This window comes from Flavobacterium micromati, from assembly GCF_900129585.1.
In the GTDB taxonomy this organism is placed as follows: Bacteria; Bacteroidota; Bacteroidia; order Flavobacteriales; family Flavobacteriaceae; genus Flavobacterium; species Flavobacterium micromati.
This window is the reverse complement of record NZ_FQWF01000002.1, coordinates 177061-201995: the sequence shown is the minus strand read 5'-3', so window position 1 is coordinate 201995 and position 24935 is coordinate 177061. Positions and strand designations below refer to the sequence as shown.

The window sequence follows — 24935 nt, the reverse complement described above, 5'->3', positions numbered from 1 at the left end:
AAAAGTAGTTAATTATTGAGCTTCAAAATCTTTGGGATCAATAAAAAAAAGTTACAAATTAAAAATTTTATAAGATTGATTTGTCGATTTTAAGATATTTTCAGTGCGCTCGGGGTGTGTGTCTGATATAAAAAGCTGTCCAAAAGTATCGCTATTGACCATTTCTATTATTTTACTGACCCGACTTTCGTCTAATTTATCAAAAATATCATCAAATAACAGTAATGGTTTTACACCGCTTTGCTTTTTTAAAAATTCAAATTGTGCTAATTTAAGAGCGATCAAATACGATTTTTGCTGACCTTGTGAACCAAATTTCTTTATGGGATGATTATCAATTTCAAATGCAAGATCGTCTTTATGAATGCCCACGCTAGTATAATGTAATGCTCTATCTTTATTTATATTTTCTTGTAAAAGGATTAATAAATCTTTTTCGTGCAAATGACTTTCGTAAACTAATTGAACCGTTTCTTCTGAACCCGTTATCGCTTGATGGTGTTTGTTAAAAGTAGGGATAAATTGTTCAATAAATTCTTTTCGTTTTTCAAAGATATATTTTCCATAGATGATTAGCTGCTCATTATATATAGATAATGTATCGTTTTCAAAAACATGATTTAAAGCAAAATATTTCAGCAATGCATTGCGCTGACTAATTACTTTTTGGTACTGAATAAGTTGTTTTAAATATTGTGAATCCAACTGTGAAATCACACTGTCCATAAATTTGCGTCGGGTTTCGCTGCCTTCTACAATTAGATCTCTATCTGCTGGAGAAATTATCACAAGAGGAATAAACCCGATGTGGTCTGAAAATTTATCGTATGCTTTGCCATTACGCTTTAATATTTTTTTCTGACCTTTTTTTAAACTACAAACAATTTGTTCAATTCGTTCCTTTTTTTCAAACTCGGCATCAATTACAAAGAACTCTTCGCCATGCTTTATATTTTGAACGGCTAACGGATTAAAGTAGCTTTTCCCATAGGATAAATGATAGATAGCATCCAGAACATTGGTCTTTCCAATTCCGTTTTTGCCTACAAAACAATTTATCTTTCGGTCGAAGTCGAAGTTTGCTTCAGCAAAATTCTTATAATTAAATAATGAAATACTTTTTAAATACATGAGTGGACTGGCTGATATTGAGAACTTTGCTAATTGTGCGAAGTTTTTTCAATAAGAGCGCAAATTATCGAAAATTTTCGAAATTAAATACTTTTTGAATGCATTCTCAAATTATTTAATGCGATAGTTCACCGAAAGTTTCGATTGTAGCATTTTTTTTTAATATAAAAGCATATTTCTTGCGTGAGTTTGAATAAAAATTTTATTTTTGCGCTTCACTAAATTATAAAAAATGGCAACGTACAATAAACGAGGATATAAAGCACCAAAAGAAAAAGAGGTTAACGAAGAAGGAATTGAAGCAAAAGTAATCGATGACAAAGACAGCACAACAGCTGAAGTTTTTTCAAAATTAGATGAAACAGCGACAATAACTGAGGATTGGGTTGCTAAAAATCAAAAAATCATTATTGGATTGGTTGCCGCAACTGCTATTATCATGATTGGTTATTTAGGATACCAACGATTTATTGCAGCGCCACAACAAGAAGAAGCCGCTAATGAAATGTTTGTTGCGCAGCAAAATTTTCAAAAAGCAACTGATGGCGTGTCAAGTGATTCTTTATATAAATTATCATTAAATGGATCTGAAGGGAAATTTGGATTTTTGAAGATAGCCGATGAATATTCAGGCACAGACGCTGGAAATTTAGCAAATTATTATGCTGGAATTGCTTATTTGAATACGGGAAAATATACTGAAGCAATTGATTATTTAAGTAAATTCAATTCAGATGATATTGTTTTAGGAGCTTTAGCAAAAGGAGCGATTGGAGATGCATACTCTGAAAAGAACCAGCCGAAAGAAGCTTTAGAAAATTACCTAAAAGCTGCGGAGTCAAATAAAAATGATTTTACTACGCCACGTTTTTTATTAAAAGCTGGAAAAGTAGCTCTAACTCTAGGAAATAAAGCAGATGCCCTAAAATATTTTACTGATATTAAGGAAAATTATGACGCATCACCAGAAGCAGCTTCAATTGATGTGTTAATAGGATTAGCGCAATAGTAAATAAGGATTTTAGATTGGTGATGCGCGGGAGTATATTTTTGATTTCAAAATGCTACCTTTAACATGACAAAATATAACTCTGAAATTTAAAACGACAATCAAATGGCTACTGTAAATAAAAATTTATCTGAGTACGACAAAAATTCAATCCCAAATGCGAAAGATTTTCGGTTTGGGATTGTTGTTTCAGAATGGAATGAGACTATTACCGAAGGACTTTGTAAAGGAGCTGTTAAAGCATTATTAGAAAACCAAGTTCCAGCTCATCATATTATTAGGTGGAATGTTCCAGGAAGTTTTGAACTTATTTATGGCTCAAAAAAAATGTTACAAACGCAAAATGTTGATGCTGTTATTGCTATTGGATGCGTAATTCAAGGGCAAACTAAGCATTTTGATTTTGTTTGTGAAGGAGTAACCCAAGGAATTAAAGATTTAAATGTTCAAACTGATATTCCTGTTATCTTTTGTGTTTTGACTGATAATACAATGCAACAATCCATTGATCGAAGTGGAGGAATCCATGGCAATAAAGGTACCGAAGCCGCTATTGCAGCTATAAAGATGGCATACATTCGTCAGCAAGCTTCGTTTACACATCAAATAGATGATCAACATTTATTATCATCAGGAGCTTTACAAATAGAAAACCTGCCATTAGAATTGAAGGAATAAATAGTTGAAATGTTTATAAATTAACAAACCTATACTGTTTTCAATAGTGTAGGTTTTTTGTTTTAATTATGACTTAATAAGCTACTATTGCGAATGGAAATTCATTAAATTTGCATTGCTACGTTTTAAAAATATTAACTCAAAATTCTAAACCCAATTCATTAATGTCGAGTATTATTCAATTACTTCCTGATCATGTCGCGAATCAGATTGCTGCTGGTGAAGTAGTTCAAAGACCCGCTTCGGTGGTGAAAGAGTTACTTGAAAATGCAGTTGATGCGCGTGCAACAGATATCAAATTGATCATAAAAGATGCTGGAAAAGCATTGGTACAAGTCATTGATAATGGTTTAGGAATGAGTGTTACTGATGCTCGATTGTGTTTTGAGCGTCATGCTACATCTAAGATCCGTCAGGCAGAGGATTTATTTTCATTGCATACAAAAGGTTTTCGAGGTGAGGCATTAGCATCAATTGCCGCAATTGCACATGTGGAGATGAAAACTAAGCAAGATCAGGAGGAACTGGGAAATCATATAATTATTGAAGGTAGTAAATTTATATCCCAAGATGCGGCTGTTTTGCCTAAAGGAACTTCTTTTGCTGTTAAAAATTTATTCTTTAATATTCCTGCAAGGCGTAATTTCCTGAAATCAGATACGGTGGAATACCGCCATGTTGTTGATGAATTTCAGCGTATAGCATTGGCCCACCCAAAAATTCATTTTACTTTTTATCATAACGGTAGTGAAATGTTCAATTTAGCTCCAGCAACTTCACGCCAGCGAATTGTTGCTGTTTTTGCGGGTAAAACCAATGAAAAGCTGATACCAGTTCAAGAGGAAACAGAAATTGTAACTATTGAAGGATTTGTAAGCAAACCTGAATTTGCCAAGAAAAGTAGGGGTGAGCAGTTTTTCTTTGTCAACGACCGATTTATAAAAAGTGGCTATTTGCATCATGCGGTGATGGCTGCTTATGATGGAATTTTAAAAGACGGTGCACAACCTAGTTATTTTTTAAATCTTACATTGCCACCCCATACTATTGATATTAATATTCATCCCACTAAAACCGAAATTAAGTTCGATGATGAACAAGCATTATACGCCATCTTACGGGCTTCTATTAAACATGGTTTAGGTCAGTTTAATGTTGCACCAGTTTTAGATTTTGATAGGGATTCAAATTTAGATACACCTTATCATTATAAAGATTTTGACGGCGCGACACCTACAATTCAGGTTGATGGAAATTTTAATCCGTTTTCTGAAGAAAGGCCAAGCAAGCAATTTTCAACTTATAAGAAACCAGAATCAACGGCTAATTGGGAAAGCTTATATGTGGGATTAGACGAGAATCCAAACGAAAGTCAACACCTAACATTTGAAAATGAAGAAATTACTTCTTCATTGTTTCAAGATGAAGAAGTAGAAAATTCTGTTCATAAAACGTATCAAATTCATAAAAAATACATTATTTCGTCAATCAAATCAGGAATGGTAATTGTAGATCAGCAGCGCGCGCATCAGCGGGTTTTGTATGAGCAATTTTTACTGAATATGACGGTAAAACAGGCATCGAGTCAGCAGTTGTTGTTTCCATTGAATTTGTTTTATTCAAGTAGTGAAATGGAACTGATCTCTGGATTACAACTTTCATTAATAAATACTGGATTTGTATTTGAAGAAAATGATACGGATCATATAGTTATATCAGGAATTCCTGTAAATGTAACGGAGAGTGAAGTTTCAATAGTTTTAGAGCAGTTATTAAACGATTTACAAGATGGAATTCCAGAAAGTAGTTTTAGTCAAAATGATTCGATCGCTAAATCAATGGCTAAAAGTTTAGCTGTAAAAACAGGATCATACTTAACTGAAAAAGAACAAGAAAACTTGGTTAATGGGCTTTTTGCCTGTAAAGATCCCAATGTATCGCCATTTCATAAACCCACTTTCATCACGATGCGTGTGGAAGATTTAGATAAAAAATTTGCATTATGAGAAACGTCACTGAAACCGTAAAACAATTAGTAATTATAAATGTTTTGTTTTTTGTTGGAACCCTTTTTTTAGGCGATGTTGCCTATAAATATTTAGCATTGTATTTTCCAGAAAACCCTGGTTTTGAGTATTGGCAAATACTATCACACATGTTTATGCATGGCGGCTTAATGCATATTCTTTTTAATATGTTTGCTTTATATTCGTTTGGATCAGCTTTAGAAAACGTTTGGGGGAGTAAAAAATTCCTATTTTTCTATATTTCATGCGGTTTAGGAGCGGCTTTGGTACATACTTCTGTAAATTACTATTATTTTCAGGATGGTTTGAATACGCTCATCGCTAATGGATTTTCAAAGCAAGACATTTTACAAATATTAAGCGAAGGAAAAATTAATACAGGTTGGCAAGAATTGCTCACCGTATCTGATTTTAATAAATTCACTAGTGCTTATGCAGGAACTGCGGTGGGAGCATCAGGTGCAATATATGGAACGATTGTCGCATTTGCCTTTATGTTTCCTAACGCTGAATTAGCCTTATTGTTTATTCCTGTTCCAATAAAAGCTAAATATTTTGTTCCGGGTATTGTTTTAATTGATTTGTATTTAGGGATTTCTGGAAAGTCTATTTTTGGAGGTGGCGGAATTGCACATTTTGCGCACGTTGGTGGCGCTTTGTTTGGTTTTATAATTATGTGGTATTGGAAAAAAAATCAGTTTAATGATAATCGCTGGAACTAGAATTTAATTTTAAATTGAATAAAAGTATGGATATAATTGACGACATAAAATTACAATATAAAGTAGGAGGGATTGTAACGCAGCTCATCTTTTGGAATGCTGCTTTGTTTGTACTTCCGTGGGCACTGTTTGGACTTTTATCTCTAGTAGGAATTGATATTGATTATGTTCAATATGTAAGTTTGTCCTCTAATCCTGCAAATCTGATTTGGAAACCATGGTCTTTGCTGACCTACGCTTTTTTTCATGCAGGAATAATGCATATCATTTTTAACTTGTTAGTGCTGAATTTTGCAGGCCGATTGTTTATGACTTATTTTACAGGAAAGCAATTATTAGGTTTGTATGTATTAAGTGCTATTTTTGCTGGTGTTAGTTATGTTTTAATCTTTTATGTTCTTAATATTAGTGCTCCCCTTGTTGGTGCCTCTGCCGCAATAATGGCGATATTAGTTGCAACAACCACTTATAATCCAATGATGGAACTTAGATTACTGATAATTGGAAATGTAAAGTTGTGGCATGTCACAGCGGTAATTCTGATTATTGATTTAATGCAAATTCGATCTGAAAATATGGGCGGACATATTTCTCATCTTGCGGGAGCTTTGTTTGGATTTATATTCATTAAATTGCTAGAAAGTGGATTTGATCTAAGTAAAATTGTCTCTTCGGTTTTAAATTTTTTTGCTACTCTGTTTCAAAAAAAGGAATCGACACCTTTTAGAAAAGTACATAAAAATTATAGCAAACCAATTGAAAAAAGCGTTTCGAAAATTATTACAAAGGACAAATCACAGCAACAAATTGATGATATATTGGATAAAATAAGTCAATCTGGGTATGACAGTTTGACGAAAGAGGAAAAAGAATTTTTGTTTAAAGTTGGTAAGTAAAATCCAAAAAGAATTTTTTGTAAAAATAAAAAATAGTAGAATGAAAAATTTATCATGGTTTAACAAAGGAATGTTTTTTCTAAATATTGTTGTTATTCTTGTGACTTTTATCGCGTACGTCTTACCTTTTTTAGCTCCTAAATCATTTCCAATTTTATCTGTTCTAACGCTTTTTATGCCTATTTTCTTTATACTTAATGCGATGTTTTTTGTGTACTGGGCAGTGCAATTTAAAAAGAGATTGATCGTATCTGGTTTAGTTCTATTGCTAGGAATTACATTTATCAATAAATTCTACAAATTTTCTGCAGCTACTTTTGTAATTGAAGAAAAAGACTTTACCGTAATGAGTTACAATGTGCGATTGCTGAATGTTTTCAATTGGATTGATCGTGATGATGTACCTTCGGATATAGTGGATTTTATCAATGACAAAAATCCTGATATTTTATGCATTCAGGAATACGCTCCTTCAGCTAATATTGATTTAAAAGTGTATCGACATCGATATATTTACACCACTGGAAACCAAATAAAATCTGGTCAAGCTATTTTTTCTAAATTCCCGATTATAAATCAAGGAAATATTATTTTTCCAAATTCAAGTAACAATGTTGTCTATGCTGATATAAAAAAAGGTAAGGATATTATCAGAGTTTACAATATGCATTTACAATCGATAAAAATATCACCTGATGTGAATGAAATCGATGAAAATATCGATGTGATCAATCAGCAGAAATCACAAAAACTTTTAAATAGAATAAGTAAAGCTTTTAAACAGCAGCAGCAGCAAGCAGAAATTTTGAGGGAACATAAATTAAAATCGATTTATCCTACTATTATTTGTGGTGATATGAATAACAGTGCCTTTTCGTATGTTTACAGAAGTATCAAAGGTAATATGAAGGATGGTTTTGAAGAAGCTGGTACAGGATTTGGAGCAACCTATAAATTCAGATATTATCCAGCTCGCATTGATTATATTTTTGCCGATGAAAAAATGACTGTTAAAAATTTTGAAAATTTCCCCGACTTTATAAACTCAGATCACTTTCCTATCATGGCGCGTTTGACTTATGAATAAAAGCAAATTTTTCTTTTCACGATTTTTTGCGTGAGGGATTGAAGTGGAGCTTTTTTTTTATGATGCGATTTTTATCGCTTTATAAAAAAAAGCGGGAACGTAAAGCCCAGTTCGCCGCGGCGAACACGCCCAAATTATGATCCTTTAATCCTTAAAAAGTATCTATTTAACTATCAGCGTTTGTTCTTTTAAATAATCCATAGCATATTTACCTTCATTAAAGATTAAATCAAGAACGCTTAGATTATTAATAAATCCATGTTTATCATCAAAAACTTGGGTGTATTTTGTAAATGTGGAACTATCTTTTTTACCTTCAACTAAATTTCTAAAATCCGTTTTAGTAGAGTCTACATGCGTGAAATATTCAGCTGTTTTATTAAATTCAACTTTCATTCGCAAACATTTGAAAACAATTTCTAATGATTCAAAGTTCAAATCCAGTAGAAATTCGTGTTTTTTTTCAAAAATAGGACGAATATCAGCTTCAAAAAATTCAAAGAATGGTGAGCTTCTGTAAGCGGCTTCAAGCGATTTAAAATGCTGTTTCTGCCAGTCGAAGTCGGGTTCAATTCTAACGTCTTTCGTTTTCTGACGCGAGTCTTTACAGTGTTTTATTGGAATATTCAATAACTGAATTCCGTTTGGGCTGTAAATATAGGTTCGATTTCTGTTGGTTTGTTTTTGAAAATTATCGGCAACTTCAAATGTAACTTCCTCCGATTGTGCGAGTGCTACAAAATGACTGATTGATGGAAAATAACAGGGATGTATTAAAGTGTTCATGTTGATTTATTTAAAGCAAAAAGTCTAAGGTTCTAATTTTATTTAAAACCTTAAACTTTTAATTTTATTTAAATTTTCGCCGCTTTTCTCTTTTTCCAGAAATATTCTCCTACAAAAAAGATTACCAGCCCAAGTAAAAATAATTTAAAGTACGATTGTGGTTGACCTTCGCCACTCACTGTTGTAAAAACTCTGTCCCAACGTATTTTGTTTAATCCTTTTCCATTTGGGTCAACACTTAGCCAGATAAAAACAGGTTTTCCTACAATGTGGTTTTGAGGTACAAATCCCCAGTAACGGCTATCTTCTGAATTGTGGCGGTTATCTCCCATCATCCAATAATAATTTTGTCCAAAAGTGTAACTAGTAGCAATTTTACCATTTATTCGAATCTCTGAACCATTTACTTTTAAATCGTTATTTTCATAATCAGTTATGATTGCTTTGTAAAATGGCAATGTTTCCGCATTTAAAGGAACTGTTTTTCCTTGTTCAGGAATATAAATAGGACCATAATTATCGCGATTCCATTTATTATTGTGAGGGAAAACGCTAAAATCAGCTGCAGTTGAAATTTGTCTAATAACCGCGGTTATTCCTGGTGTATTTTTAAAACGTTCAGCGCCAATTTCAGTTAGTGCGCTCAAAAACAGGGTATCTCTCTTCGTGTCGTTTGTAAAAAACGCCGGATCGGTGATACTTAAATCTTGGAATAAATATTCAAGATTTACTGGTGTTTTACCATCAAAAGCAACTTTATAAGAAAACTGAGGTTTAGCTCTTTCTGTTAATTGCAAAATTTTTCCATCAATGTAAATAATCCCATCTTTGATTAATAAATTATCTCCTGGAATTCCTACGCATCTTTTAACATAGTTTGATTTTTTATCAACCGGTTTATATGCGCGTCTTTTTGATGTGTCAAAAAACTTAAACACGGTATCCACAGGCCAATTGAAAACAACAATATCTGTACGATCAATGTTTTGAATTCCTGGCAATCTCATATAAGGTAACTGTGGTTTAATCAAGTACGATTTTAATTTTGTAAACGGAATCGAATCGTGAACCATAGGTAATGCAATCGTAGTCATAGGAACTCTAGCTCCGTAATTCATCTTGCTCACAAATAAAAAGTCACCTACTAACAATGATTTTTCTAATGACGAAGTTGGTATAGTAAACGGCTGAATTAGGTACGTATGTACAAGAGTTGCGACAATTACTGCAAAAAGTAACGAACTGATAGTATCGGCAGTTTTATTTTGAGGAATCAAACTTCTATCAGCAACGTAATTTAACTTTTGAGTGTAATTGACGTAATAAATATAAAGTCCAAGAGTTACAATGCCTAAAAAAGTGTCTAATGTTGATCTTTTTCCAAAGCTTCGTAAAGTCTCGACCCAGATTACAGGAAAAATAATCAAATTGATAATTGGAACGAATAATAAAATAGTCCACCAAGTAGGACGTTTAATTATTTTCATCAAAACGATGGCATTGTAAACGGGAATGGCAGCTTCCCAGCTTTTCCTACCTGCGCTCTTATATAATTTCCATGTTCCAAGAAAATGAATAATTTGGATAAGTAAGAAAAACACAAACCATTGATATGTAGACATAATACGTTATTTTTTTTAAGTGATAATTTTTAAAATTAGTGCAAACTAATAATCGCTCTAATTACTGTTAACTGAAAAACTAAAATTTAGAAATCTCTTGAATTATTCTCTTTTTTTTATTGTAAACTTTGCAATTCAAGAACGTCTTTCATTGTGTAAACCCCTTGTTTTCCCACAAGCCACTCGGCGGCAATTATAGCTCCTAGTGCAAAACCCTCGCGATTGTGCGCTGTGTGTTTAATTTCTATTGCATCTACGGGTGAATTGTATCTTACAGTATGTGTTCCTGGAATATTTTCTATTCGTTTTGCTTCAATGTGAATTTGATTACTGTCGGGAATTTCCAGTGTCCAATTAGTATAGGAACTGTTTTCAATCACCCCTTTAGCTAATGAAATTGCAGTTCCACTAGGTGCATCTAGTTTTTGAGTATGATGAATTTCCTCCATTGTAACCGAATACGAATCAAACTTAGACATGATTTTTGCTAAATATTCGTTGATTTCAAAGAATACATTTACACCTAAACTAAAATTAGAACTAGAAATGAACGCCCCTTTTGTAGCTTTACAAAGTGCCACCATTTCATCATAGTGCTCCAGCCAACCAGTTGTTCCTGATATTACTGGAACATTGTTATTGAAACAGCTTGAAATATTAGTTACTGCAGCCGTTGGAATACTAAAATCGATTGCAACATCAGCAAGGGAAAGACCTTCAAAAGTATTATTTTCGTCCTTTTTCAAAACGATTTCGTGTCCTCTTTCAAGCGCTATTCGCTCAATTACTTGACCCATTTTCCCATATCCTAAAAGCGCAATTTTCATTTATTTATTTTTTATTTTAGTGTAATTGAGCATCCCTGCAATCAAAAGAGCTAATAAAGTTCCTGCAAAAAATCCAGAAAAGAATTCATTCATCCTGATAACATTAAATCTTTCAAAATTTGAATAATTAATTAAGGTCATTATCAGTAAAACTGTAACGATCATAAAAAACATTTTTTTTCCTATTTTATTAAGTAATGACATGGTAAGTAGGTTTATTTTATTCAAGTGTAGTTTTAAAGTAAACTAGAAATTATAATTAAGTGTTAGTCCAACATTTGTTTTAAATGTTACATCATTTGGATAAATTGTAGGGCGGATAGATATATTTTCATCAACGTTAAATTGGAGTAAAGCGGCATCCACATTGGCGTCTATAATATTTAAAGCATAAAGTGCAACTGTAAGTAATGCGGATAAATCGCGGTTACGTTGATAACCCCTTTGTGCAGTTATTAATCTAGAATCGCTTAAAAAAGCAAATTTATCGTCAGTGTATCCTTCTAGTCTACGTTTATAAGCATCTCGTAGCTGTATATATTGTCTATTGTTATCAATATAAAAGTAAATACTCGTTCCTAAAGCACCATATACAAGCGGTATTTTCCAATATTTTTTATTGTATGCTTGACCTAAACCAGGCAGTATAGCAGAGTAAAAAGCTGCTTTAGCTGGAGTCAAAGGATCGATATCATTTGATTTTAAAGTGTCTTTTGCTACAAGAACTGCAGTTGTTTTTTCTTGGGCAAAAACAGTTGCAGTTCCTATATTTAAAAAAATAAATATTGTGAAAATAAACTTATTCACTATCCGTTTATTAATTTGATAATTCTGTTGAAGTCTTCTTCTGAATGGAATGGAATCGTAATTTTTCCTTTTCCATTTCCTGCCACCTTTACGTCTACTTTGGTTCCAAAATAGTTAGTAAATGTACTTTTCTGATCGTCGGGAATTTCAAAAGAAGTTGCTTTTGGTTTTCCAGCTGTTTTTGGTTTTAAACTTTCTTGGTAGTTTTTGACCAAGGCTTCGGTATCCCGAACTGATAAATTTCGACTAACTATTTTTTGATAAATATCAGTTTGAACGTCTTGATCTTCGACATTTATAATCGCACGACCGTGACCCATACTTATAAAACCATCCCGAATCCCAGTTTGGATTATTGGATCTAGTTTTAAAAGTCGCAAATAGTTAGCAATTGTAGATCTTTTTTTACCCACACGATCACTCATTTGTTCCTGAGTCAATTGAATTTCATCAATTAAGCGTTGATATGAAAGTGCAATTTCTATTGGATCTAAATCATGACGTTGTATATTCTCGACAAGCGCCATAACAAGTGATTCGTTGTCATTTGCAATTCGAATGTAAGCTGGAACAGTAGTTATTCCTACCAAAGTAGAGGCTCGGAGACGACGTTCTCCTGAGATTAACTGGTATTTATTAAATTCTAATTTCCGAACAGTAATAGGCTGAATAACACCTAATTCTTTTATTGAAGTAGCTAATTCTCTTAGTGATTCTTCATTAAAATTACTTCTAGGTTGGAACGGATTTATTTCAATAGCTGTAATATCAAGCTCAATAATATTTCCTACAACTTTATCTGCATTTTTATCATCAACAGATTTTATATCGTTTTCTGGATCTTTTAATAATGCCGATAATCCTCTTCCAAGGGCTTGTTTTTTTATTGCTTGTGCCATAAAATTATTTGCTATTTTTCTTTATAATCTCTTGCGCTAAGTCAAGATAATTGACTGCTCCTTTACTGGTTGCATCATAGTTTATGATACTTTCGCCAAAACTTGGTGCTTCACTTAGCTTTACATTGCGTTGAATGATAGTTGTAAAAACCATGTCATTAAAATGCTTCTGAACTTCTTCAACAACTTGATTGGATAAACGCAATCTAGAATCAAACATTGTCAAAAGCAAACCTTCAATATCTAGATCTGGGTTGTGAATTTTTTGGATACTTTTAATTGTATTCAATAATTTCCCTAAACCTTCTAATGCAAAATATTCACATTGGATAGGAATAATTACCGAATCAGCAGCTGTCAGGGCGTTTACAGTCAGAAGTCCTAAAGACGGAGCACAATCAATAATAATGTAATCGTAGTCGTCTTTTACACTTTCTAATGCTTTTTTGAACATATATTCTCTATTCTCCTTGTCTACCAATTCGATTTCGATTGCAACAAGGTCAATATGAGCGGGAATAACATCGACATTTGGAGCCGAACATTGAATGATAGCCTCTCTTGGAGCGTGACTGTGTTCTAAAATTTGGTAGGTCCCAATTTCAACTGAATCAACATCAATACCTAAACCAGAACTGGCATTTGCCTGTGGATCAGCATCGATAAGAAGTACTTTTTTTTCTAAAACCCCTAATGAAGCAGCAAGATTAACTGATGTTGTAGTCTTTCCAACGCCTCCTTTTTGATTAGCAATCGCAATGATTTTGCCCATTTGTCGTGTAATTTTTGAAGCGTAAAAATACAATTATTTATGGTTTATGAAAATCTATTTTGTTAACAATTGATAATGTTGGATTGCATGGTGTGTATTCATTTCAATTTCTTTTAATCATTAGATTTTTTAAGAGCTAAACCAGCTAGACCGTTTCAGGTATTTTAGAAATTTATAGAGATCCAGAAACTATTTATTATGACGATGATTAAAGTTATTTTTACAAGGAAAACTAAACTGAATCATAAAGTTAATTTTGATTCTAATTTTCTCAAATAGCTTGTAGATGCAAAAAATAATTGTATATTTGCACCCGCTTTCGGGGTGTAGCGTAGCTCGGTTATCGCGCCTGCTTTGGGAGCAGGAGGCCGCAGGTTCGAATCCTGCCACCCCGACAAAAACCTTCTTGTAAACCAAGAAGGTTTTTTTATGCGCTAAAATTATGTTTTAAGTCTAAATTCTCTATTCAAATGCAATTCGCGCATATTAAGTTGGTTGTACTTCCCTGATTTTACTAAAAAGATCACAGCGTCATTTGAGTTTGCATGATGGTTTTACAGCAATTTATAATGATTGCGAATTTGTTTATTTTTAGTCATTTGAATTTAAAATCCAAGGAATTGTTTGCGCGTAAGAAATAAAGAAATGGAAAAAATTAGTGTGAAAATAACGGAATTGATTTTAAAGAAAATGTAGTTATTACGTCCCAATTAAAAATCAGGAAGGTCGCAGATTTGAATTTCCATTTTTTGGAATCAACTCTGCCACACCGGCTTTTTAATAAATCAAATAGTTATAAAAGCTTGTTTATTAAATGATTATTGGCATTTTGTAATTTTGAGGTAATCATTTTATTTGGTTTGATTTAAATGTGACTCATTTAGTTACCGAGTTCTACAGTACATAAAAAATGTGACCTAATGCAATGATTTAACTTAGGTTTTAATTTTTAAAATAAAACGGATGAAAACTTTAACATCCCAAAAATCAACTTATTGTAAAACAAAATTTACTTACAGAAAGGCTTAAGTTACTTTTCGTAAACTGAAAATACATTGTATAACAACTACTTATTTCGTAATTTTTTTTATGAGATTTTATCTTGTGGCAACTTAAATGAGCAATAGTTGTACTTCATAGGAGAATTTATTATCCAATATGATTCTTTATGTGCCGTTATATTTAAATACAATTAATTAAAATATTTTTTTATGAAAAGTAGAGGATTTTTAAAAATAGCAGCGCTTTTAGTTGCAGTAGTATTTTTTGTGGCGTGCAGCAATGATGACGACACCTTTGCAAGGGTATCTGTGAATGGAACATTACTGAATGGCGATAGATCAGATTTTAATGGCGATATTGATGCAAGTTTTACAGGTAACGTAGGCACCGTATCTCGTTCATTTATTTGGAACAACAAACTCAACACGGCTGACTACAATGCTGATATCACAGCAACTTCGAAAGGTACCTTTGTCATGATAGTGGAGGATTCTAAGGGGAATATCGTACTCAATCGCACAATTAATAGCGATACTGAACCTGATTCTATAGATGGTGTTACATCGTCAGGTACGTCTGGGATTTGGACCGTCACCATTACGTTAACTAACTTTAGTGGTGATGGCAGTTTTTCACTCAGTGAAGGAAATTAATAATATTGAATAAGTTAAAGTTGACCCTGTCAGATATTCTGGCGGGGTTTATATATTTAGCTTTAATTGAGACGGAATATAAGGAGATGAGACAAACATAATATGAAAAACTAATTATGGATAAGGGTTAGAAGATGTTTCCATTGAATTACCGAAAAAAATAATTCGAACTAGTTGGCTAATTACGCCTTCCTAAAAGTGAACCATCACAGAATACCAATGTTTTATATCGGGCAGATTACTCATTTATTAGCAAACCTTGTGATGTTAATTTTCTAAAAAGTATGGCATTTTATCTACCTTAATACCTAAAGATTTTAAGGTTAATAAGTATAAGATCTAAAGAGTTAAGATTTTAAAATCCAAGCTTAGCAAAACGTTACATATCTTACCTAAAGGGTGGCGCAGATTTGAATTTCCGTTTTTTGGAATCAACTCTGGCAATCAGGCAAAAAATCCTTTCTATTTTATTACACAAGGAAATTTTTTATTAGACAATAATTAAAACTGATACTTGAACCTGTTTTTTACAGTAATTATATCTTATTTTTGCACCATCAAAAATGAAATAATTCTACTATGTCAGATACAATCGAGAAAATTAAATGTCTTATTATAGGTTCTGGTCCTGCAGGTTACACTGCTGGAATTTATGCCGCTAGAGCTAATATGTTTCCAGTTTTATACCAAGGAATTCAGCCTGGAGGCCAACTTACAACAACTAACGAAGTAGAAAACTGGCCCGGAAATCCCGAGGGAATTACAGGTCCAGAAATGATGGTGGGTTTACAAGCTCAGGCACAACGTTTTGGTACTGATGTGCGGGATGGTTGGGCTACTAAAGTTGATTTTTCTGGTGATGTTTTTAAAGTGTGGATCAATGACGAAAAAGAATTGCATTGTGAAACAGTGATTATTTCTACTGGAGCTTCAGCTAAATACTTAGGGTTGCCATCAGAGCAACATTACTTAAAAATGGGTGGTGGCGTTTCTGCTTGTGCAGTTTGCGACGGTTTTTTCTATAGAAATCAGGAAGTAGTAATCGTTGGAGCAGGGGATTCAGCTTGTGAAGAGGCTCACTATTTATCTAAATTGTGCAAGAAAGTAACAATGTTAGTTCGTAGCGAAAAATTTAGAGCTTCTAAAATCATGGAAGCCCGCGTTCGTAAAACAGAAAACATTACTATCCTAATGAACCACGATACTGTAGAAGTTTTAGGTGATGACCAAGTGGTTACAGGCGTGAGAGCACTGAATAAAACAACTGGAGAAACTTTTGACATTGAAGCGACTGGTTTCTTCGTTGCTATTGGTCACACTCCCAATACAGATATTTTTAAGGATTATATCACATTAGACGAAACAGGTTATATTGTGAATACTCCGGGAAGTTCAAGAACGAATGTTGAAGGTGTTTTTGTATCTGGTGACGCTGCCGATCATGTTTATCGTCAGGCAATTACTGCTGCTGGAACAGGATGCATGGCTGCCTTAGATGCTGAAAGATATTTGGCTGCTAAAGAATAATTATAAAAGATAAGCTTAATAAAAAGAGTCTCAATTTTAAAAAATTGGGACTCTTTTTATTTAAGTATTTTTTTAATCAGGTAAACAAATTGTCAAGATTATATGTACTACTAATACCGCGCACTCATTTTATTCTATTTCAATTTCTTAAATAACTTTGCTTCATCCAGAAATTTTTGTATCTCGATTTTTGGTGAGCCTAAAAGTTGAATTTCCGATTTATCCGTTGCCGTTATTATAACCGCGTTTTCAACAAATAAACTGCAGTTCGTATAACTTTCAGTAGTGATTTCAGCTTTTTTAGTGGTAAACTTATTTCCAATAAAAGCGGAGTTATTATCTACACGAATTATAACGTTTTCAGAGGCTCCCTCTAGCGTTGCAATTGATTTTTGATATTGGTCTATTTTTAAATCGACTGTGTTAATTAATGCTTTCAAAGTCGAATTCTTAAGTAATCCGATTTTGGCAGTTGTAGACTTTAAGTTCAATTCCGTTTTAGATTTACCATCGGCTTCAAGAATAAAGTTAGTTACGCTGGCATTAATAAATAATTTGGATTCATCCTCGGCTTTTAAAGTAATGGAATCCAGTAAAAGTTCTTGAATTGCATTGATAACGGTTTCATTTTTGGCAGTAATAAAATTCAGTTTATCAGTGTAAGTTACTCGTATCAATAGTTTCTTAAAATTTATAGCTTGTTTTGTAGTATGAATACGCAACGTATTAGTAGATACTTCTGCTACAATAATTTCATGTAAGTTTTCATCAGCTTCAATTTTGATTTCCGCCTTCTCGCCACGTTCCAGACTTATTTCTAAATTATCTTCAACTACTAACGCTTCAAAATCACCAATTTCTCTACTCGCAATTGTTACAATTTTTGAACCTTTTATTTTTTCCTTTGATTGTGCCAATAGTACTGTTGTAAACAAGACGACTAGTAATAGAGTAAAGTGTTTTTTCATTTTAGTTTATTTAAATGTATTCACAAATATAAAAAAATCATCCATTTACGATGGATGATTTTATAGTATTTGGAATAAAAATGTTATCCTTTTTTGATACTTCCTCCAGAGCTAACATATTTTACAGTTTTTTTTGGTTCAACTGCATACTTAATATCTCCTCCGCTTGATGCTTGTGCGTTCAAGTTCACAATCGCATGCACGCTAATGCTTGCGCCACTTGAAACATCGGCTGTTACATTATTAGCTAATAGATTAATTGCTTTGATGTCGCTTCCACTAGAGGCAGTTGTTTTTAGTTCAAGCGCTTTTCCGTTAATAGTGATATCACTTCCGCTACTGCTGTCACATATAATTGTATCCGCTTCAAGGTCTATTTCAATCGTTGCACCGCTTGAACTGTGTATTGTAATATTTTCACCCATCAATGTGTTTGCGCTTGATATAGTAGAACTGCTTGTTGCTTCCAGCGCTTCAATAATAGGCATTTTTACTGTTACTTTTTTTGAGGTTAAATCTATTAATGAATTTTTGTCACAGGAAATGATAAGTGTTCCATTTTCGATTGTAGTTGTGATATGTTCCTGTAAATTATCATCGGCCTCTACTATTATTTCAGTAGTTTGTGATTGTTCAATAGTCAGATCAATTCCATTATTTACTTCCACATTTGTGAATTTACCCTCTATTGTTCTTTTTTCAGTCGTTACATTTCCACTCCCTTCTATTGTGTTCCAATTGACAGAATGATTGCATGATGAAAAAAGTAGTGCTGTTAATGCCACCAAAATAAATTTTGTGATCATTGTGATTATTTTTAACATAACTAATTGGTTTTAATTATTATTCCATCTTTGTTTATAGTCAGTCCCTTGAATTTTTTCTTAGATTCAATAATAGTGTCCCCTTTTATAGAAACTCCATTTTCATCTATTGTGATGGAAGTTTGTGTGCTATCCGCAGCTTCATTACTATTGTTTTGCTTGTTTTCATCAGTCACACAGTTTGTACACCTCATTATGTTGTCTTCAACTCTAAAAACCTCATTGCTAGATCCCGGATTCCATATAAGGTAATCGCTATCAGTTCGATTGTAATTTTGCATGGAATCGTCTGGTTTAACCAGAGTACCTTTTGGTAAAAATAATATGATTTCAATTTCTTGATCTCGGTATTTGTTTTTTAAATCAGTTATTAAATAATTGTCAAAAATTAATCGACTACCCTCAATTCTATAACCGTATTTTATTTGCTCGGCTCTCTTCTTAGCTTCTGATAATGATTTTCCTTTTGCTTGTTTTTCGATTTGGATATAAGGTGATTTTTCATCTGTTCTTTCGATTTTTAAACTTACTTCATTTGAGTAGATAATATCTGTGCCTGTGGAATCTTGAGTGACCATAAAATCATTGCGATCGTCCAAATTTTTGGCAAAATAATCATTGTGTATAAATTTAATAAAAAGTGTGTCAGTAGGATTTATGTTAATTGTTTCTTTTTTGACCATTCTACCATCAACTGTAAACGCACTAGCTTGTTTAATTCCAATAGATATTGCTAGAGATACTGCGATAAGCCATAGCGCAAGCAAGGTATATTTTACAATATTTCCAACTGATTTTATATTGGGTGCAAGTAATTTAAAACCTAATATTGTTAGAAAAAAGAAAGGTATTCCAATGGCAAAGAACATTAAAAGTCCAAAGGCCCAAATAGGATAATCAGTAAAATTTCCTGCTTCTATAAAATTTTGCCATGGAACATTAATAAAATCAGAGGATCCCACAGTGAAAACAGCAATTAAAAGGGAAACTAAAGTGGCAATACCCGTAAAAATTAAAATCACCCCTAAGAATTTCGCGAAAATTTTAAAAACAGTCATTATAAAATCACTGAACGAGCTTCCAAATTTCTCAGCACCCGTCTTTATTTGGTTTCCGTATTTGTCATAATCCACATTTTTGAATTTATCAGAAACAGTATCAAATTCGGCTCTTACTTTTTTTTCGATATTCGAAATCGTGACGGGTTCTCCCGTCATTTCCAGTTTTTCTGATGTAGTGATGGCTTCTGGAGTGACAATCCAAAGTATGATATACGCTAAAATTCCTGTTCCGAAACCAGCAAAAACTAATAGAATCAGGACAATCCTAATCCACACCGCATCAATCCCAAAATAATATCCTAAACCGGATGATACACCACCAATCATACCTTTTTCCTTATCTCGATATAGTTTTTTAGTCCTTCTTGAAGTTGAGCTGTAATGAGGTTCTGCAGCATTATTATCTTCAATAATGTAATCTTCTGGTTGTCCCATTACCGCAATAACTTCATCAACATCTTTCAAACCTATTACGTGTTTATCACTCAATTGCTTCTCGTGCAATAATTCCGAAACGCGCATTTCAATGTCTTTAATGATTTCGTCATGCCCAGATGAGTTGGACAAAGAGCGTTTTATAGCATCAAAATAGCGGGTTAATTTTTGGTATGCATCTTCATCAATATGAAAAAACATTCCGCCTATGTTTATATTTACAGTTTTGTTCATGACTATTGTTTTTGGTTGGTTATAAGGTTTACAGCATCGGATAATTCAGTCCAAGTACTATCTAGTTCGTTTAAAAATGTTTGTCCTATTTCAGTGAGACCGTAATATTTTCTAGGTGGTCCTGAAGTTGATTCTTCCCAGCGATAGCTGAGTAAACCGTCGTTTTTGAGTCGGGTTAGCAATGGATAAATCGTTCCTTCCACGACTAACAATTTTGCGTTTTTTAAAGTGTCTAATATTTCCGATGTGTATGCATCTTTCTCTTTCAATACCGATAGGATGCAAAACTCGAGAACACCTTTGCGCATTTGAGCTTTTGTGTTTTCAATGTTCATAATTCAATTTTTTGTTTTTTAGTTGATTAAACTGTTCATTTTTTGATTGATTTGCCAGCTCGATTATCTGGCTTGATGATGACTTGATTCTTTTTTTGGAGCTATTTCCCGCTTTCCATTACAATCTTTTTTTTCGCCGCAGCGAGAAAAAAGGATTTTCATTTCAATCAGGGCTAGGGTATTTACTGGATAATGACGTCTATTTTCTTAATTGTGATTTTTATCTATTTTATAAAAGAAATCGTAATTGGATATTGGTATTTTTCGCCGTTTGAGGTTTTTACAGAAGCGTAAATGATTAGAAAAAACTCAGCCACTTTCAAAAACCCAAAAAGCAATATGCAAAGTAATCCCAGTGTTAGCAGAATAATATTACCTTCAAAATTAAAATTAGATATATTTAAATCGTGATCGTTTATCAAAGCGTTTAATGACATATTATTAAATACCGAAATTAGAAAAGAAGGAATTGCAATCATAAGTAATACGAGAGAATAAAGTAATAAACTCAATTGAAAATTGAGCACTTGTTTACCGTGATGATCCACAAATTCCGACTGCTCTTTTTTAGTGCTCCATAAAATTATGGGAAAAATATAATTCCCAAACGGGATAAAATATTGAGTTAATGTACTCAAATGAGTAAAAGTAGCGATGTTTTTTTCAGTTGTTGATTCCATTTTTTTGATTTTTAATGATGATTGAAACGTAGTATTAAATTCCTGATAGCTTACCTAGTAATTTCTTATGCAAATATATATTTAAAAGACAGTATCTTGTTTCGCATAGTACTATAAATTAACTTATTTTTAACATATTATATTATTATGTATGCATAGTATTATTTTGTATTTTAGCAAAAAATCTACTGATAATGAAACTTACAGCGTCTAAACTCAATCAATTTCTATTATTTAAATTGCCGTCCGCATTTATTTGCGGAGTTCGTGTAAAAGCAATCGATGAAAATAAATGCGCAGTATCTGTCAAACACCGCTGGATCAATCAAAATCCTTTCAACTCAATGTATTTTGCAGTGCAAGCAATGGCTGCTGAGCTATCAACTGGCGCGTTAGTGATGTTCCAAATTCAAAAGAGCGGTAGAAAAATATCAATGTTGGTTGCTAATAATAAAAGCAATTTTACAAAAAAGGCAACTGGAAGAATAACATTTGTTTGTAACGATGGTCATCTTATTGAAAAAGCAATTGAAGAAACAATCGCAACAGGAGAAGGGCAAACCTTCTGGATGAAGTCTATTGCAACTGATGAAAAAGGAATTCAAGTTTCTGAAATGGATTTTGAGTGGAGTGTTAGAATCAAGTAATTTGCATCATTTACAATTTGGTAAAAATCTAGCTATTCCAACTAATAGATTTTCCTAAACCATTAAGAGCATTAAGTTAGTTAAGCCCAGTCGGGGTTAAAATTCGGAATCATTTAAAAACAATTATGTTTTGCATTATTCCGATAATTATTTTTTTAATATTACATAAATTTATAAAGAAAAATGCCGCTGATATTTCAGCGGCATTTGTATTTTAAGATCCTTGAATATTCTAAACTAACATTTTTTACCTGATCCTGTTTCGCATTTTTTTCCGTCTGATTTGCTTTGAGCTTGACACCTAGCTACTTCGTCAGCCGTCATCGCCTTTGACTTGCTATCTTTTTTTGCACAACAAGATTCTAATCTTGGTTTTATCCTTTACTACAGCTTTAAACTCATGCGCACTTACAGCAACACTAAAAAATCCAATTGGTACGATTGTTACTATTTTTTTATCTTGATGGTTTTAAATGTGATTATAGTAAATTGTTATTGTCAATAATTTTATCCAACCATAAATACTTTATATAAATTCTTAACTGGAATAGGCATTATTTTAAGGTTCTTAGTTAATTAGAATCACTTTTCTTCCCTTACATCACTAAAGACGATCGATTAAGTTGCAGTTTAAATCATAAAGTTTTCATAAGTAAATTGTATAAGTATCTTCTTGAATCCTATAAAAAACTAGGATATTACTTGATTTATCTTTGTACCATAGCAAAATCAATAAATTAACTAATTTTTTTTCTTCCAAAATTATAATTATAGTAGAGAATGCCTGATGAAGTGTTGTTATTAAAATCCTTTTTTCGCATTTTCAATATAAAGTGGAAAAAAATTTAACTCTACGTTTAATCTTATTTTCATTTCCAGGTTATAAATAGAAATTTGGTCTCTAAAAAAAAATAATTAGTACGAAAATGAATTATTTGTTTTAGCTGTAAGCTTGTTAATCTTAAACTAAAAAGATAAGGAATTAATGAGGTACAATTTTATTAATATAAATTTTAATGATATGAAGAAAATTTTTACAATTTGTACTTTCGCTTTTCTTGGAGCAAATGTACAGGCGCAAATGAAAGATGTGACAGTAACGCTTCAGCCTACAGCGAGTTATAATTGGTTTGACAAAAACACTGCAATTGAAGATGGTGTTATGTATGGTGGTAGAGTGGGTTTTGGATTTGGTGAAGCAATTGAACTTCGGGGTATTTACGAGAGATCAGCAGATCTAAAGAATACAGTAGATGGTTTTAACGTATTTTCAGATGATTTTGTCAATAATTTTAATTCTAGAAGCGTAGACATTGAACGTATTGGTGGAGAATTCAAAGCTAATATTCCAACACGCGGTACTTTTGTACCTTATATAACCTTAGGTGCGGGTGTGCAAAAATTAAAGGTAGATATTGCTGCTGCTAATGCGCCATCAAATGAGCAAAAATCAGAGCAAATTTATGTTGGTTTAGGATTAGGTACACAAATTAAGCTTGGTACCCGTTTGTTTTTAAATTTAGAAGCTAAAAACACAGTTTTTAATATGAATCCTGCTTCAGTCTTATTTCAAGATGGCCAAGATCAAAGTGATATTGAAGATTGGTTAAATGACAACAATAATTCTAGAATGTACAATTGGTCAGTTTTAGCTGGTTTACAACTATATCTTGGCGGTCGCGCTCCAGAAGAATTAAGTGCATTAGATCGGGCTTATAGAAATAAATTTTCTGGTGGTTTGGGTGGATTTAAATTAATTTTTGAACCATCTGGAGCTTATGTGAACTTTGATAATGCTAGTAATTTACGTGACTCTTACTTTCTGGGAGGAAAAGTAGGTTTTGATCTAAATAATTACATCGGTGTAAGAGGTTATTTTTACCAAGCTACACAAAATGAAAAAATATCATTTGATTTTGATGATGTGGCAATGTATGGTGGAGACTTTATTGCTAAACTGAATGTTTCCCGTGGTTTAGTTCCTTACATAAGCGTAGGTGGAGGATATTTAAATGTTAATCAAAATAGTTATACAGGTAAAAATGGATTAACGGCAGCCGCTTCTGGGTATTTTGCAAAAGGTGGTCTAGGCTTGAATGTCCCTCTTGGTAGAAATCTTGAGGCATTTGGTGATGCTAATTTAATGTTTACTTCTAGACGCGATGGAGACGATCTTCAAAATACTATCTCTCCAGATGAGCTTAGACAGCATGCAATGTACAGCGTTGGGCTTCGTTTTCAATTAGGAAAAAGAGCCGCTGATACTGATCAAATTCTGCAGAATACAGTAGATCGAAGAGTAGATGATAGAACGCAGGTGTATCAAGATCGAATAGATCAATTACAGTCTGAATTATCTGAGGCGTATAAAAATAATGACACTAAAAAAGCGGTTGAAATTATAGAGGAGAAAAAAGATTTAGATCGCAAATTGAATGATGGTCAGGAATCTACCTCAACAGTAAAAGCGGAAAAACTTGAATCACGAGTAGAAATGACTCCTAAAGAATTAGAAGAGTTAATTGAAAAAGTTATACAAGGTGTTGATGAGGAATCTCGTAAACCACAATCTATCGAGGATCGTATGGATCGTTTAGAAAGTTTGTTACTACAAATTAATACGGGAACTTATAGACAAAATCTTTCACCAGATCGTCAAGAAGATGCTTCACAAAAAATTCTTGATAAATTAAACGAACTAGATAAAAAAATAGATAGAAATACTGATAGGATTGATAATTTAAATAATGCTCCACAAGCGCAAAATGAAGATAAAACTGTTGTAATATCATCAGGTCAAACCGCACCGGTAGCTCCACAAATGATTCAACCTGCACAAACTAGTGTAACAACTGATGTGGATGGAAATACCGTGGTTAAAACTGATACTGCTAATCAAGGAATGGCGGCTGGATGGGTAGTTAATGAAGGATTATCAGTGTTCACAGGTGTTGCAATAGCTAGCGATGTCGCAATGATTGTAGGTTTAAGAGGCAATTATGCCTTTACCAATTCTCCGTTTAAATTCATGCCCGACTTATATTTAGCGCCAGGCAAAAATACTGGATTTGGAGTAAACGCAAACGTAGTTTTACCTTTTAAAGTTGACGCGGGCGTTATTTTAGAGCCTTACGCTGGATTAGGACTTGGATACAATGATGTTGCTGGTGAAAGTACTTTTGCTCCTAACTTAGTTTTAGGTACAACATTTAATGTATTTGGTGGTAAGTTGTTTGCTGATTATACAGCGCACAATTTTGTTGATATACACAGAATATCTATAGGCTATAAACTAAAATTTTAATA

General features: G+C 32.8%; 23 protein-coding genes and 1 tRNA gene. 11 read left to right on the top strand and 13 right to left on the bottom strand.

Translation table 11 applies throughout. The features are described 5' to 3' along the window. Positions 1-51: 51 nt before the first annotated feature. Positions 52-1131, bottom strand: coding sequence for a DNA replication/repair protein RecF (recF, locus tag BUB42_RS03095; protein WP_073017085.1), 1080 nt, complete (start codon positions 1129-1131; stop codon positions 52-54). Between the two features lie 232 nt (positions 1132-1363). On the opposite strand from recF, the gene BUB42_RS03090 reads away from it, so the two are divergent. The 6 genes from BUB42_RS03090 to BUB42_RS03065 all read left to right on the top strand — a co-directional run bounded on the left by BUB42_RS03090 (position 1364) and on the right by BUB42_RS03065 (position 7550). Next, on the top strand, positions 1364-2140 hold the full coding sequence (locus tag BUB42_RS03090; protein WP_073017083.1) for a tetratricopeptide repeat protein: 777 nt from the start codon (positions 1364-1366) through the stop codon (positions 2138-2140). Positions 2141-2245: 105 nt separating this feature from the next. After that, complete coding sequence (ribH, locus tag BUB42_RS03085) at positions 2246-2818, top strand: 6,7-dimethyl-8-ribityllumazine synthase (protein ID WP_073017081.1); 573 nt, start codon at positions 2246-2248, stop codon at positions 2816-2818. 164 nt (positions 2819-2982) lie between these two features. Beyond that, positions 2983-4824, top strand: a complete 1842-nt coding sequence (gene mutL, locus BUB42_RS03080; protein WP_073017079.1) for a DNA mismatch repair endonuclease MutL — start codon at positions 2983-2985, stop codon at positions 4822-4824. Then, positions 4821-5567, top strand: coding sequence for a rhomboid family intramembrane serine protease (locus BUB42_RS03075; protein WP_073017077.1), 747 nt, complete (start codon positions 4821-4823; stop codon positions 5565-5567). Before mutL ends, BUB42_RS03075 begins: the two co-directional genes overlap by 4 nt. 26 nt (positions 5568-5593) lie before the next feature. Next, positions 5594-6463, top strand: a complete 870-nt coding sequence (locus tag BUB42_RS03070) for a rhomboid family intramembrane serine protease (RefSeq protein WP_073017076.1) — start codon at positions 5594-5596, stop codon at positions 6461-6463. A gap of 40 nt (positions 6464-6503) precedes the next feature. Then, complete coding sequence (locus BUB42_RS03065) at positions 6504-7550, top strand: endonuclease/exonuclease/phosphatase family protein (protein WP_073017361.1); 1047 nt, start codon at positions 6504-6506, stop codon at positions 7548-7550. A 162-nt stretch (positions 7551-7712) separates the two neighbouring features. On the opposite strand, the gene BUB42_RS03060 is transcribed toward BUB42_RS03065, so the two are convergent. From BUB42_RS03060 to BUB42_RS03030, 7 genes are all read right to left on the bottom strand, one after another. Next, positions 7713-8336 carry a WbqC family protein gene (locus BUB42_RS03060; RefSeq protein ID WP_073017074.1) on the bottom strand — a complete coding sequence of 208 codons (624 nt, stop codon included), beginning with the start codon at positions 8334-8336 and terminating at the stop codon, positions 7713-7715. Positions 8337-8404: 68 nt separating this feature from the next. Beyond that, positions 8405-9958, bottom strand: a complete 1554-nt coding sequence (gene lepB, locus BUB42_RS03055) for a signal peptidase I (RefSeq protein ID WP_073017072.1) — start codon at positions 9956-9958, stop codon at positions 8405-8407. Positions 9959-10074: 116 nt separating this feature from the next. Continuing rightward, on the bottom strand, positions 10075-10785 hold the full coding sequence (dapB, locus tag BUB42_RS03050; RefSeq protein WP_073017070.1) for a 4-hydroxy-tetrahydrodipicolinate reductase: 711 nt from the start codon (positions 10783-10785) through the stop codon (positions 10075-10077). Further along, entirely contained in the window at positions 10786-10989 is a 204-nt protein-coding gene (locus tag BUB42_RS03045; RefSeq protein ID WP_073017068.1) for a hypothetical protein, read from the bottom strand. Positions 10990-11031: 42 nt separating this feature from the next. Further along, positions 11032-11592, bottom strand: a complete 561-nt coding sequence (locus BUB42_RS03040) for a DUF5683 domain-containing protein (RefSeq protein ID WP_073017066.1) — start codon at positions 11590-11592, stop codon at positions 11032-11034. Further along, positions 11592-12491, bottom strand: coding sequence for a ParB/RepB/Spo0J family partition protein (locus tag BUB42_RS03035; protein WP_073017064.1), 900 nt, complete (start codon positions 12489-12491; stop codon positions 11592-11594). Before BUB42_RS03035 ends, BUB42_RS03040 begins: the two co-directional genes overlap by 1 nt. A gap of 4 nt (positions 12492-12495) precedes the next feature. Continuing rightward, a complete protein-coding gene (locus BUB42_RS03030) occupies positions 12496-13263 on the bottom strand; it encodes a ParA family protein (protein ID WP_073017062.1) in 768 nt (255 codons plus the stop codon). A gap of 320 nt (positions 13264-13583) precedes the next feature. On the opposite strand from BUB42_RS03030, the gene BUB42_RS03025 reads away from it, so the two are divergent. The 3 genes from BUB42_RS03025 to trxB all read left to right on the top strand — a co-directional run bounded on the left by BUB42_RS03025 (position 13584) and on the right by trxB (position 16445). Further along, positions 13584-13658: transfer RNA gene (locus BUB42_RS03025), tRNA-Pro, on the top strand. An 816-nt stretch (positions 13659-14474) separates the two neighbouring features. Beyond that, positions 14475-14918, top strand: coding sequence for a hypothetical protein (locus BUB42_RS03020; protein WP_073017061.1), 444 nt, complete (start codon positions 14475-14477; stop codon positions 14916-14918). Positions 14919-15497: 579 nt separating this feature from the next. Then, positions 15498-16445 (top strand): thioredoxin-disulfide reductase, encoded by a 948-nt coding sequence (gene trxB / locus BUB42_RS03015; RefSeq protein WP_073017059.1) that lies wholly within the window; start codon positions 15498-15500, stop codon positions 16443-16445. A 134-nt stretch (positions 16446-16579) separates the two neighbouring features. Here the strand turns inward: trxB and BUB42_RS03010 are convergent, their stop codons facing one another. The 5 genes from BUB42_RS03010 to BUB42_RS02990 all read right to left on the bottom strand — a co-directional run bounded on the left by BUB42_RS03010 (position 16580) and on the right by BUB42_RS02990 (position 20982). Continuing rightward, complete coding sequence (locus BUB42_RS03010; protein ID WP_073017057.1) at positions 16580-17413, bottom strand: GIN domain-containing protein; 834 nt, start codon at positions 17411-17413, stop codon at positions 16580-16582. Between the two features lie 83 nt (positions 17414-17496). Then, positions 17497-18219 carry a head GIN domain-containing protein gene (locus tag BUB42_RS03005; RefSeq protein WP_244533872.1) on the bottom strand — a complete coding sequence of 241 codons (723 nt, stop codon included), beginning with the start codon at positions 18217-18219 and terminating at the stop codon, positions 17497-17499. Between the two features lie 20 nt (positions 18220-18239). Further along, the gene (locus tag BUB42_RS03000; protein ID WP_073017054.1) at positions 18240-19967 is read right to left on the bottom strand and encodes a PspC domain-containing protein; all 1728 of its coding nucleotides are present in this window, start codon (positions 19965-19967) and stop codon (positions 18240-18242) included. 2 nt (positions 19968-19969) lie between these two features. Beyond that, complete coding sequence (locus tag BUB42_RS02995) at positions 19970-20302, bottom strand: PadR family transcriptional regulator (protein WP_073017052.1); 333 nt, start codon at positions 20300-20302, stop codon at positions 19970-19972. 224 nt (positions 20303-20526) lie between these two features. Next, positions 20527-20982: a DUF4870 domain-containing protein gene (locus BUB42_RS02990; protein WP_073017050.1), complete on the bottom strand. Its 456-nt coding sequence runs from the start codon at positions 20980-20982 to the stop codon at positions 20527-20529. A 194-nt stretch (positions 20983-21176) separates the two neighbouring features. On the opposite strand from BUB42_RS02990, the gene BUB42_RS02985 reads away from it, so the two are divergent. Next, positions 21177-21629: a DUF4442 domain-containing protein gene (locus tag BUB42_RS02985; RefSeq protein WP_073017048.1), complete on the top strand. Its 453-nt coding sequence runs from the start codon at positions 21177-21179 to the stop codon at positions 21627-21629. 1021 nt (positions 21630-22650) lie between these two features. Further along, a complete protein-coding gene (locus BUB42_RS02980) occupies positions 22651-24933 on the top strand; it encodes an outer membrane beta-barrel protein (protein WP_073017046.1) in 2283 nt (760 codons plus the stop codon). Positions 24934-24935: the final 2 nt, after the last annotated feature.